The organism is Hydrogenispora ethanolica (assembly GCF_004340685.1).
GTDB classification, from domain to species: domain Bacteria; phylum Bacillota; class UBA4882; order UBA8346; family UBA8346; genus Hydrogenispora; species Hydrogenispora ethanolica.
Window position 1 is genome coordinate 44,652 of the sequence record NZ_SLUN01000007.1, and the last position, 11,843, is coordinate 56,494.

Genomic DNA, 11,843 nt, shown 5'->3' on the forward strand with positions numbered 1-11,843 from the left:
TTTTGATGCGAGATTACCCCTTGGCCGCGGGGAAGCTCCACCCGGAGAAACCCGGCGCGGGTCCGGCTTCGTGCCCTGGGAGCCCTGGCAAGGGAGGACTGTTTAATATATCGTCAGCTGCCGCCGAATTCAATACCTTTCCCCGCTCCGGGCATAGGTTTATTGTAAGGCGGCGGCGCCAAAATTATAAGGAGAGAAAAAACCCCGGTTTTGTGGTATAATATAGGTGTGGCTTCCGATAGGATCGAGCCTGGGCTTCTCCCGGGTAGGTCAAGGGTCGTTCCGCGCGATAGCAGACTATCATACCCATATTCAAATCGTTACAAAAAAGACCGCCGTTTTTGAAAGACAGCGGTCTTGGTTTTTGGATGGGCTCCATTTAGGTGGCGACGGGCGCGGCCGCTCCGGAGAGGGCCAGGATCTGCTGCCAGTATTCCGGCCGGACCGGCATCACCGACAGCCGGGGCAGGCGGACCAGTTCCCACTGGCCGAAGCAGGGATCCTGCTTGATCTGGCGCAGGGTGACCGGCCGGGCCAGCCGGCCCCGGGGTTCAACGTCCACCACCAGCAGCCGGGGATCGTTCGCCTCCGGGTCCGGGTAAGGGGCCGAGACGACCTGGGCCGTGCCGACAATGGCCTTTTCCTTCCCGGTGTGATAGATGAAAATCCGGTCGCCCGGCTGCATCCGCCGGATATTCTGAATGGCCCGCCAATTGCGGACGCCGTTCCAGCGCTCGCGGCCGTTCCGTTCCAAGTCGGCGTATCCGAATTCCTCCGGTTCGGTTTTGACCAGCCACAACTGCATTTTTATCCCTCCGCCCAGGGCAATGTCATCAAGTGATGATTCCATATCTTGGAATTTGGTTTCAACGGTGCCTACGATGTAGACGATATGCGGGCCAACCGGGGCATGAATGCCCCGGCTACAAGATGGAAGCCTTCCGTGGCTAATTTTCAGCAGAATATTTTATCCCGTTTTTTAGGGCCTTTCAAGGTCCTTTCGCCTTGTAGCCGGGTGATTTATCGCCCGGTCGGCGTTCAATTCGTCAGCGAAATTTTTCCACGATAGCTTGATGACATTGCCGCCCAGGGAACCCCGCGGCCCGCCTGCTTCCACTCCGCCGGGGATTCCGCTTTTTTTAAAATTATATCCCAAAAACGGCTCCGCCGTTCGGTCCGGGAAAAACAAAAAAGGCCCCGGACTCTGGGACCGGCGCCTTGGTTGGTTTCGAAAGATTATCCTAGCGTGACGTTTTCAGCTTGCGGTCCACGCTGGCCGTTGACGATATCGAACTCCACGGCTTGGCCTTCCTCCAGTGACTTGTAGCCGTCCATCTTGATCGCCGAAAAGTGGACGAAGACGTCGTCGCCGCCTTCCCGCTCGATAAAACCGAAACCTTTCTCCGAATTAAACCATTTGACTTTGCCTTTCATCAACCGTTCCTCCTAAAATCATGGATGCTGAACTGGCGCACATATCCCAAGCTTCAACCAAGGAATCGTCCTCCACATCGCCGGGCATCCAAAAACTGATTGCGACAGCTATATTATGGCTCGGCCGGGCCAGACTATCCCCCTCCCGGCCGGTTTCTTTCTGCCAAAATTTAGGCCGCCTCCCGTCAGGACCATTTCGGCCCGCCGTAGCTCTCCATTTCGGCGCCGGTCCGGACGACCTTGCCATAATAATCGGGATCCGTGGCCCAGCCGGGTTTATTGGGGGAGGGCAGCAGCGCCTTGAGAAAGCGGTGCGGATCGTCGAGATGTTCCAGGGCCGCCTGATACCAGGGCACCGCGGCGATGATCGCCGCGTAATCGACGATGCAGGCCGTCCAGTCGGGATACTTGCGCCAGAGGGCGGGCGCCTGATACCAGCCGCGTTGATAATGCCATTCGGCCGCGGTCAGTTGGAACGTGGGACCATCCCAAGTGGGTCCGGCCTTGATCGAGAAAATGTTATTGGCCTCCCGGGCCAGATCCGAATTGCCCCAATGCGATTCCAGGGCCGCCTGGGCAAAGACCACCGCCTGGTTGAACCGCGCCCCTTGAGCGTGGGCTTTATCGCAGGCGTGGGCCATTTGATGGATGAATTCGATCTTGGTCATGCCTTCCTCCGGAGATTGATGGTTCTATAGCATATGCATCCGGCAGGCGCCGGGCGACTGAATCGCCCCAACCGGGCCGGATGGTTTGAGAACAATCATTCGAAATAAAATTGGAAAATCGGAAATTGTGAAAGGATCTCCAAAAGATACGGATCCGGCATGGAAATAAGAATTACCGGCATGGAAATTAAAATTTACGCTCCGCTAATTGAATTTTCACCCATGTCAATGCAATTTTCATGCCTGAGAATTCATATTCCCATCCCGGAAATGGAAATTTCCGTCCTGCCAATGCGGATTGAACCGCTGAGAATTGAAAATTCATGCCTGCCAATGAAAATTGCGCCCTCGCAAAATGAATTTGCAACCGGTAAAATTCAAATTGACGCCTTGGAAAGAGGTGATTTCCGGAATAATCGGTTATTTCCCGGGGAAGATGGTTATTTTAGAAAAATTTTGGCAAAAAATGGAGTTTCAATTTTCTTTCCCGCAGGGAGAGCGGGATTCGCGGCATGATACCAAAAACTTGCCGCAAAGGTTGAAAAGATTCGGAATTTATCCCCGGGAGGCGCGCGTTTATAATGAAACCAACAAGGAATGGACGGGTGGAAAGATGACGCTCTTGACCAAGCGGCAGCGGGACATTTTGGCCTTGCTGATCAAAGAGGAAGAATACGTCACCGTCAAGCAGATCGCCGCGCGGTTCGGCATCGCCGAGCGAACGGTCCGCTACGATCTGCGCTGGATCGAATGCTGGCTGCGGGAGAACGGGAGCGGGCTGCTGAAGACGGCCGGCTGCGCCGGGACGATCGACCGTTCGGCCCAGGATTTCGATGCGGAGCGGTTTCGCGAGGCGCTGAACGATATCCACCACCGGGCCCTGTCCGCGGCGGAACGGCGTTTTACCATTCTGTTGTACCTGTTTTTGGAGCCGGAAGCGATCACGCTGCGCCAGATCGCCGAGCGGCTGAATGTCTGCAAGAACACCGTGGTCAGCGACATGGACGCGGTCGACGGCCAGTTGGCCCAAGCCGGGCTGCGGCTGGAACGCAAGATCCATTACGGATTCAGCCTGGCCGGGGCGGAAACGGCGATTCGCGGTTTCTATATCCGGACCGTCCTCGACGGGCTGGCCCGGAACCTGATCAGCGAAGCCCATCTGCTGGTGTGGCTCAAGGCGGCCTCTCCCGGCCAGCTTTCCGCGATCATCGACGAGGTCGAGTCGGAGCTGCGGGTGGAGTATTCCGATTCCGCCAAAAAAGAGCTGTATATCTCGCTCCTGGTGGCGGCGCACCGCGTATTGAACGGCAGACTGCTCCCGGACGGGCCGGAGGATGGGGAGCGGGAGGACGGCTACCGGCAGCTCGACCGGCTCTACGACACTTGGGCCGCCGGCCACCGGATCGCGATGCCCCGCGGCGAGCTGGCGTATATCCGGCAGATCTTCAGGGGCGCCAAGCTCGCCAACGATCGGAACGATATTGGGGATCCGGCCGCCAGCGACGCCGAAACCATGCTCCTCTGCCAGCAGATGATCGACGACGCCCGCTGTTATCTGGGGCTCGACCTCCAGAACGATCTGGAGCTGGTCCACGGTTTGCGGACCCACCTCAAGATCGCCGTTCACCGCTTGCGGCACAATTTGTCCGTCTCCAACCCGCTGACCGATCAGGTCAAGTTTCAGATGCCCTTCTTTTTTGAGATGTCCAAAAAGATCATCGCCAAATATGAGGGCCGGATCGGCGCGGCCGTGCCCGATGACGAGACCGCCTATATCGCCATGTACTTCGGGGCGGCTTTCGAGCGCAGTCTCTGCAGCGGATTCATGCCCACGGCGCTGGTGGTTTGCGGCGGCGGCGTGGCCACTTCGGGGCTTTTGATCACCCGTTTGAAAGTGATGCTGCCCGAAATCAAGCTGATCGGCCCGGTTCCGGCCGAAAAGATCGCCGCGACGCTGGCCGGGACGGCGGTGGACTTCATCATCGCCACCGCGCCCGTGAAAGGGCTGGGCAAAGAAGTGGTGCGCGTCAATCCGCTGCTGGAGAATGACGATCTCACCCGGATCAAGACCCTCATTTTCCGGAATTCCTCCCGCAAACAGCTGCAATATCTGTCCGACCGCAATCTGCGCGAGGCGGAGGAACGCTGGGAGCTGGGAGAGCTGATCCCCAGGGAAGCGCTGAATCTGAACGTGGAGTGCAAGAACTGGCAGCAGGCCATCCGTTGCTGCGGCCAGCCCCTGCTGGAGCAGGGGGCCATCACCGAGCAGTATGTCGAGGCCATGATCAAAGCGGTCCTGGATTACGGCCCCTACATGGTGATCATTCCGGAGATCGCGCTGGCCCATGCCGCGCCCGAGAAAGGCGTCCGCCGCGAATGCCTCAGCCTGATCACGCTCCGGCAGCCGCTGCAGTTCGGGGAGAAGAACAAGGAATGGGTGCGGATCGTGATCGTCTTCGGCGCCCGCAACCACCAACCGGAACAGTTGCACCGGCTCGTCAAAATCCTGGAGCAGCCGGGAAATATCGAACGTATCAAAGAAGCTGCCGCCCATGATCAGATCATGCGGCTGTCCAACCGCTAGAGGAGGATATCATTGCAGATCGTAGCCAAAGAAAACATCCGCCTGGGAGTCCGGGCGGCCGGCTGGGAAGAGGCGATCCGGGAAGCCGGTCGCCTGCTGCTGCAGTCCGGCCAGATTCGAGAGGCGTATATCGACCATATGATCCAAAGCGTCAAGACCCTGGGACCCTACATTGTGATCATCCCGGGCGTGGCCATCGCCCACGCCCGGCCCGATGAGACCGTATTGGCGGAGGGGGTGAGCGTCATCACGCTGGAAAAGGCGGTGGCCTTCGGCAATCCCGATAACGATCCGGTCGATATCGTCTGGGCCTTCGCCGCCCGCTCCAATAACGGGCACCTCGAGACCATCGCCAGGCTCTCGCGTTTTTTGGAGAACGACCGGGATCTGGCGTTGTTGCGGCAGGCGTCCGATGCGGACTTCGCCTACCGGCTGATTAACCGGACGGCCCAACCCTGACGCGCTGGCCGCGATCCGCGCCGGCGCGAACACGAATGAAGGAGAAGCAAAATGCCTAAAGCCAAAATTTTAGCGGTCTGCGGTTTCGGAGTCGGTTCCTCGATGATCCTGAAGATGAAGATCGACGAAGTCCTGAAGAGCCACGGTTTGAGCGCCGAGGTCTTCACCACCGACGTGGGGACGGCGGCCTCGACCCCCTGCGATCTGATCTTCACCTCCAAGGAGCTGGAGGCGAACATTCGCTCCAAAGCCAAGGTACCGGTGATCGCCATCACCAATTTCATCAATAAGCAGGAGATCGAGGAGAAAGGCCTGACCCTGCTGGAGCAGATCTGCCGCCCGGACCGGTAGGCGGCCTACCGGCAGGGGACGTATCAACCAATAAAGGAGGAAGGGAATATGGCGGTTTTGAATTTTTTCATTAACCAGATCTTCCGGGAAGCATCGCTGTTTTTGGGAATTATCGCTCTCATCGGTCTGCTGTTGCAGAGAAAATCCTTCTCCGACGTGATGAAGGGGACCTTCAAGACGATCATCGGCGTGATCATCCTGACCCAAGGCGTCAATATCCTGTGCAGTTCCATGGGACCGCTGGGCAACGCTTTCAGCAGCCTGTTCAAGATCACCTCGGTGAGCCAGCTGAATCCGCTGGGCACCGACAAATTTATCACCCAGTTCGGCTCACAGATCGGCGTCGCCATGCTGCTGGCGTTCTTGCTCAATATTGCGGTGGCCCGTTTCACCCGGATCAAAAATATTTTCCTGACCGGACATCACCTGTTCTGGTTCGCCTTTATCTTTGTGGCCCTCGGCGTCGAAGCGGGCCTGAAAGGCGCCGGCCTGCTCTGGATGAGCACCCTGCTGCTGGCGGTGTACATCATCTTTATGCCGGCCCTGATCCGGCCGTTCGTCCGGGAAGTGACCGGCGAGGACAGCTTCACCCTGGGCCATCCCACGGTCGGACTCTCGCTGGTCGCGGGCCTGCTCGGCAAGGCCTTCGGCAACAAGGCTAGGTCCACCGAGGATCTGAAGATCCCGGAGTCATTGGATTTCATGCGCGAGATTACCATCACCTCGTCGGCCGTGGTCTTCCTGGTCTATCTGATCGTCGGCTTCATCCTGGGCGATCAGGCGGCCAAACTGTACAGCCCCGACAAAAATCTGGTGGTTTACTCGCTGCTGCAGGGCGTCCTGTTCGGCGCCGGGCTGACCGTCCTGTTGACCGGGGTGCGGATGATGCTCTCGGAGATCATCCCGGCCTTTAAAGGGATCTCCGACCGCTGGATCCCGGAGGCCATTCCGGCGCTGGACTGCCCGATGCTCTTTCCCTACGCTCCCAACGCGGTGCTGATCGGCTTCATCGTCTCCATGATCACCTCGGTGATTACCATCGTCATCTGCGGGAAGCTGGGCGTCTTCGCCTATGCGGTGCTGCCGCTCACTATCACCTGCTTCTTTGAGATCGGCACCGCCGCCATCATCGGCAACGGCACCGGCGGCGCCCGGGGCGCGATCATCGGTTCCGCCGTGGCCGGAGTGCTGATGATTTTACTGGTGGGCTTTTCGATCCCCTTCCTCCAACATACGGTCGCCGATTTCCAGATCATCTTCGGCGGCAATGACTTCTCGCTGTGGGCGATCATCGTCGGTTTCGTGACCCGGCTGTTGGGGATGGGAGCGTAGGCCATGCGTTACGGCGAGATGTATCTGCAACATGTCCGGGAGATCGGCGAGCGGGTATTCAGGGAGCAATCGGATGCAATGGAGAAGGCGGCCGCGGTGATGGCCGACGCCATCGCCGCCGGCCGGACGCTGTACGCCTTCGGTTGCTCCCACGCGGGCATTCTGGTGGAGGAGCTCTTTTACCGCACCGGCGGGCTGGCCCTGATCAATCCGTTGTTCAATCCCACGCTGATGCTGAATACCCGGCCGGTCACCCTGACTTCGCGCATGGAAAGGCTGGAGGGCTTCGGCCGGGAGATCGTCGCCAGCAGCCCGTTGGGCCGGGGCGATGTGATCCTGATCCATTCGGTCTCGGGCCGCAACCCGGCCAGTATCGACGCGGCGCTGGAAGCCGCCCGGCGGGGCGCTTACGTGATCGCCCTGACCAATCTGGCGTATTCGCGCCAGGTGACCTCGCGCCATTCCAGCGGCAAGAACCTCTATCAACTGGCCGACCTGGTGATTGATAATTGCGGCGATTTTGAGGACGCCGCGATCGCCATCCCCGGTCTGGAGCAGAAGGTGGCTCCCACTTCCACGGCCGTCGGGGCGCTGATCGTCAACGCGATCCTGGTGGAGCTGGTGGCAAAACTGGTGGAACGGGGCATCGCCCCGCCGGTCTTCCACAGCGCCAATGTCGACGGCGGGGACGAGTACAATCAACGGATCTTCGCGGAATACCGCGACCGGATCCATTATTTATAAGGGCTGTGAGGGCGGTTGCGCTTCGGCGCGCCGCCTTTTTCGAGATATCAAAAGCCGGCCCGTGACAGCAAGATGGCTGTCGCGGGCCGGCTTTCATTTTGAATGGCAATTCAAATTTCTGCTACAGGTCGAGATTGAGCCGGAGGAATAACGCCGCATCATCGGTGATGATCCGGATCCCGATCAGATTCCGATCCAGGTCCTCATCCCTGGGAATCTCCAGCAGATAATCGTTTTCATCGTCGTCCCAGTCAAACTCCGGCCGCCAGGAGCGTTGATTGTTTTGGATGACCCGGAAGGCCAGGCTGCGGGCACGCATCGAATGATAAATCGCATCCCAATACGAACCTCTCCGGTAGAGCTGCAGCGCGTACTGCTGGTGGGCGATGGCCTGAGCCAAACCCGCCTTGTAATGGCGGTAGCGGGCCGCATCCTGCGCATCGGCTATCACTTGCGCGGTGCGGTGGATCGTCGACCTGGCATTGGCCTGCGCCTGGGAACGGGGCTCGCGGCCATAGCGGGGCGGCCGGGGACCGGGCCGCCGGTCATGCCGATCATATCGGTCACGATCATACCGGTCACGATCATGCCGGTCATCATCGCCGAAACGCGGTCCGTGGGGATCGGGGTGATTGGGTTGGTCATGCCAGCGGTCGTCATCGTCATGCCGCGGCGGGCCAGGGCGATGATCGGGCTGGGGTCCGTTTCCGGGCTTGCCGTCCGGCCGGCCGTGATCGCCGCGCCGGTCGTCGTCCTTGGGGGACGGACCGGGTCTGTTGTCCGGCCGACCGTGATCGTCGCGCCGGTCATCATTCTTCGGGGGCGGACCGGGTTTGTTGTCCGGCGGGTGATTGGGATTGCCGGGCCGGTTATCCGGTTTGCCGCCGGGCTGATGGGGGTCTTTCTCGCCGGGCTTATCCGGCGGCCAGGGTGTCGGGGTCGGCGTCGGCGCGGGCTGCGGCCCCCGGCGGGGCGGATTATGCGCGGCGTAAGTCCCGAGCGAACAGGCCAAGAGCATCGCCGTGAGCAAGCATATGCTGAACCATTTCTTCAAGGTGGACCCTCCTTATCCATAGCCAAAAATCGATTGTTGGAATTCAGTTGGATTTGTATAAGATAGACGAAACCCTTTCCAAAAATGTTCCAAAAATTTTTATTTATTTCAGTTAAGTAAGAACGGGCTCCCGGTCTCGGGAACCCGTTCGAAAGGGAAAATTCAACCTGCCGCGGCAAGATGGCTAAAAATTGACCAGGAACTGAAGATTGGCCCCGCGCAGCGAGTGGTAGCCCAAGCCGATGCCGACTTGGTCATTGCGGTAGACGATGCCGCCGGAGAAGGCCGGGTCCGTCTCGGTGGTGCTGGCATTCTCATAGATCCACCCCGTGGCCCGGGATTGGACCATGGTCTGGTGTTCCGCAAAGTACAGCCCGGCTCCCAGATAGACGGCGAGCTGCGGCTGGAGATCGAAATAACGTAAGGTGTCAAAACCGTATGTACCCGGTACGTAGTCATCGTCCACGACCCGGTAATCATCATGGGGGCACGGATAATCCAATGCATCCGGGTAGCGGCCGTCGCCGGGGATGGCTCCGGCCTCCAGGCCCCAGTCGCCGAAACGGCCTCCCACCGCCAGACTGCTACCGTCCCTAGCATCCCCGATGCTGAGGGTCACCATATCTCCCAATGGGGCCGCCTGGGCCGCGCCGGGCAGCGCCAGAAGCAGGGCGGCGATCAACAGAATTGACAGGATGGAGTCCCGTGTTGCCATTTGAAACCACTCCTCTCCATTTCTCTCGTTCCAACGGTCGAACTACCGGCGGCGTTCCTGTTGCCGGCGCACGATCCATTCCCGCTGGGCTTCCCGTTCGAGCTTGGTTTGGGGGGGCTTTTTCCAGGCCGGTGCCGGCGGCTTCCGGTAATAGCGTTCCCGTTGGCGGTCCGGGAAGCCGTGGGCCAGGGCCGGGAATGAGATGCTGCCGCCGAGGATGAGCGTAGCCAGAAGGGTCAAAGCCAATTTTCGCATCGAACTCAACTCCTTTGATTTTTTTGAATGAGTTGTACTGCTTGGCTTGATCATATACCCACGGGATGAATGGATCGTGGAGGAGTTGTGGAGAAATCATGGATCATCGGGCAATGATCCGCCATGGTCCGGCCGGGGCGACGTTATTGCGCTGTCCCGCCCGCCGTGATATAGTAAATCCGTTACTTGATGGCGCAGGGCATTTCTCAATTGGAAAGGGCAGTCGGATGAATATTCTCTCTGTGGAAAAAATTAGCAAAAGTTATGGGACCAAGCGTCTCTTCTCCGAGTTAAGCTTCGGAATTGCCGAGGGGGATAAGATCGGCCTGATCGGCGTGAACGGCACCGGGAAAACGACGTTGTTGCGGATTCTGGTCGGCCAGGAACCGGCCGACAGCGGGCAGGTGGTCTATGCCAACCAGGCCCGGATCGGCTATTTGCCGCAGAATCCTCTCTTCGACCCCGACAGTTCGGTACTGGAAGCGGCGATCCAGGGTACTTCGGCAGCGATGAAGCTGGTCCGGGAGTATGAGCGGCAACTGCAGGCAGTCGCCGCGCAACCCGGGGACCCGGCGCTTCAGGAAGAACTGCTCCGGCTGGGACAGCGGATGGATGAAGCGGGAACCTGGCAGCTGGAGAGTGAGGCCAAGACGATCCTCACCAAACTGGGGATTCAGGATTTTGCGGTCCGGGTCGGCACCCTCTCCGGCGGGCAGCGCAAACGGATCGCCCTGGCCGCGGCGCTGATCAACCCGGTCGAGCTGTTGATCCTGGACGAACCGACCAACCAGATCGACAACCAGACCGTCGATTGGCTGGAACAATATCTGCGGCAACGGTCGGGAGCGTTATTGATGGTGACCCATGACCGTTACTTTCTCGACCGGGTGACCAACCGGATCCTGGAGTTGAACGAGGGGAAGGCCTACAGTTATACCGGGAACTACAGCCTGTTCCTGGCGAAAAAAGCGGAGCTTGAGGAGCTGGAACAAGCGCTGGCCGCCAAGCGGCAGAACCTGTACCGCCGCGAGCTGGCCTGGATCCGGCGCGGCGCCAAAGCCCGTTCCACCAAACAACAGGCGCGGATCGAGCGCTTCGAAGATCTCCAGGCGCAAATGGGGGAGGCGTCTTCCCATGGCCAGCTGGAAATGACGGCGGGAGCGAGCCGGCTGGGCAAGAAAGTCATCCTCATCGAAGGTCTTGGCAAGAGCTTCGCCGGCCGGACGGTGATCCGCGATTTCAGCCACGGGTTCCAGCGCGGCGACCGGGTGGGAATCATCGGACCCAACGGCATCGGCAAGTCGACCCTGCTCCAGCTGATCGCCGGCAACCTCCAGCCGGATCAGGGCGTAATTGAACGCGGACCCACCGTCAAGCTCGGCTTTTTTACCCAGGAGCATCTGGAGATGGATGAGAGCCTGCGGGTGATCGATTTCATCAAGGCAGTGGCCGAGCATCTGCCGACCGCCGACGGCGGAACCATCAGCGCCTCCCAAATGCTGGAGCGGTTTCTGTTCCCGCCGGCCCTGCAATGGACGCCCATCGCCAGGATGTCGGGCGGGGAGAAACGCCGCCTGTACCTGTTGCGGGTGCTGATGGCCGCCCCCAATGTGTTGCTCCTCGATGAACCCACCAATGACCTGGACGTTCAAACCCTGAGCATTCTGGAGGAGTATCTGGAGGAGTTTCCGGGCGTGGTGATCGCGGTCTCCCATGACCGGTACTTCCTGGACCGGATCGCCGGAAAACTGCTGGTTTTCGAGACGTCCGGCCGCATTCTCTCCCTGGTGGGCAATTATAGCGATTATCTGGAATACCAGAGACGCCGGGAGGAAGCCGAGGCTCAGGAGGGGACCGCCGCCGGGCCGCCTCTTCCGGTTCGGCCCCGGACCGAGGGGGAAACGGCCGGCAAAGCCCGCCCCGTCCGCTTGAGCTATATGGAGCAGCGGGAACTGGAGGGGATTGAACCCGCCATCAACCAGGTCGAACAGGAATTGGCGGCGGTCAATGCCAAAATCGTCGCATCCGGCAGCGACTATCTGCTGTTGCAGGAGCTCACCGCGGCCCAGGCAGAACTGGGGCGGCGGCTGGAAGAATTCATGGAACGCTGGGCCTATCTGACCGAGCGGGCCGAGCAGATCGCCAAAAACAAGACTTGACCGCGTATTGCGCCAAAAAGCCGGAAATGGATTCCCCGGCAGCCGCCGTCCGGTCATTGCTTCACCAAATTGTAACAGCTCCGGATAA

Annotated in this window: 13 protein-coding genes; 7 read left to right on the forward strand and 6 right to left on the reverse strand. The window is 59.5% G+C overall.

Features of this window, described 5'->3' with window-relative positions; translation table 11 throughout:
* Positions 1-379 precede the first annotated feature (379 nt).
* The 3 genes from EDC14_RS07805 to EDC14_RS07815 form a co-directional block, all read right to left on the reverse strand.
* Complete coding sequence (locus EDC14_RS07805; protein WP_132013721.1) at positions 380-805, reverse strand: EVE domain-containing protein; 426 nt, start codon at positions 803-805, stop codon at positions 380-382.
* A gap of 431 nt (positions 806-1,236) precedes the next feature.
* Positions 1,237-1,437, reverse strand: a complete 201-nt coding sequence (locus tag EDC14_RS07810; RefSeq protein ID WP_207930721.1) for a cold shock domain-containing protein — start codon at positions 1,435-1,437, stop codon at positions 1,237-1,239.
* A gap of 182 nt (positions 1,438-1,619) precedes the next feature.
* Positions 1,620-2,102: a glycoside hydrolase family 73 protein gene (locus tag EDC14_RS07815; RefSeq protein WP_132013723.1), complete on the reverse strand. Its 483-nt coding sequence runs from the start codon at positions 2,100-2,102 to the stop codon at positions 1,620-1,622.
* A 159-nt stretch (positions 2,103-2,261) separates the two neighbouring features.
* On the opposite strand from EDC14_RS07815, the gene EDC14_RS26705 reads away from it, so the two are divergent.
* From EDC14_RS26705 to EDC14_RS07840, 6 genes are all read left to right on the forward strand, one after another.
* On the forward strand, positions 2,262-2,618 hold the full coding sequence (locus EDC14_RS26705; protein WP_207930722.1) for a hypothetical protein: 357 nt from the start codon (positions 2,262-2,264) through the stop codon (positions 2,616-2,618).
* Positions 2,619-2,715: 97 nt separating this feature from the next.
* Entirely contained in the window at positions 2,716-4,686 is a 1,971-nt protein-coding gene (locus EDC14_RS07820; RefSeq protein WP_165907878.1) for a BglG family transcription antiterminator, read from the forward strand.
* 12 nt (positions 4,687-4,698) lie between these two features.
* On the forward strand, positions 4,699-5,145 hold the full coding sequence (locus EDC14_RS07825; RefSeq protein WP_165907879.1) for a PTS sugar transporter subunit IIA: 447 nt from the start codon (positions 4,699-4,701) through the stop codon (positions 5,143-5,145).
* A 51-nt stretch (positions 5,146-5,196) separates the two neighbouring features.
* Complete coding sequence (locus tag EDC14_RS07830) at positions 5,197-5,496, forward strand: PTS sugar transporter subunit IIB (RefSeq protein ID WP_132013726.1); 300 nt, start codon at positions 5,197-5,199, stop codon at positions 5,494-5,496.
* A gap of 48 nt (positions 5,497-5,544) precedes the next feature.
* Positions 5,545-6,828, forward strand: coding sequence for a PTS ascorbate transporter subunit IIC (locus EDC14_RS07835; protein WP_132013727.1), 1,284 nt, complete (start codon positions 5,545-5,547; stop codon positions 6,826-6,828).
* Positions 6,829-6,831: 3 nt separating this feature from the next.
* Positions 6,832-7,572 carry an SIS domain-containing protein gene (locus EDC14_RS07840; protein ID WP_132013728.1) on the forward strand — a complete coding sequence of 247 codons (741 nt, stop codon included), beginning with the start codon at positions 6,832-6,834 and terminating at the stop codon, positions 7,570-7,572.
* Between the two features lie 121 nt (positions 7,573-7,693).
* On the opposite strand, the gene EDC14_RS07845 is transcribed toward EDC14_RS07840, so the two are convergent.
* From EDC14_RS07845 to EDC14_RS07855, 3 genes are all read right to left on the reverse strand, one after another.
* On the reverse strand, positions 7,694-8,626 hold the full coding sequence (locus EDC14_RS07845) for a hypothetical protein (protein ID WP_132013729.1): 933 nt from the start codon (positions 8,624-8,626) through the stop codon (positions 7,694-7,696).
* Positions 8,627-8,810: 184 nt separating this feature from the next.
* Positions 8,811-9,341: a hypothetical protein gene (locus tag EDC14_RS07850; RefSeq protein WP_132013730.1), complete on the reverse strand. Its 531-nt coding sequence runs from the start codon at positions 9,339-9,341 to the stop codon at positions 8,811-8,813.
* Positions 9,342-9,383: 42 nt separating this feature from the next.
* On the reverse strand, positions 9,384-9,596 hold the full coding sequence (locus tag EDC14_RS07855; RefSeq protein WP_132013731.1) for a hypothetical protein: 213 nt from the start codon (positions 9,594-9,596) through the stop codon (positions 9,384-9,386).
* Positions 9,597-9,823: 227 nt separating this feature from the next.
* Between EDC14_RS07855 and EDC14_RS07860 the strand changes: the two genes are divergently transcribed.
* Positions 9,824-11,755 (forward strand): ABC-F family ATP-binding cassette domain-containing protein, encoded by a 1,932-nt coding sequence (locus tag EDC14_RS07860; RefSeq protein WP_132013732.1) that lies wholly within the window; start codon positions 9,824-9,826, stop codon positions 11,753-11,755.
* Positions 11,756-11,843: the final 88 nt, after the last annotated feature.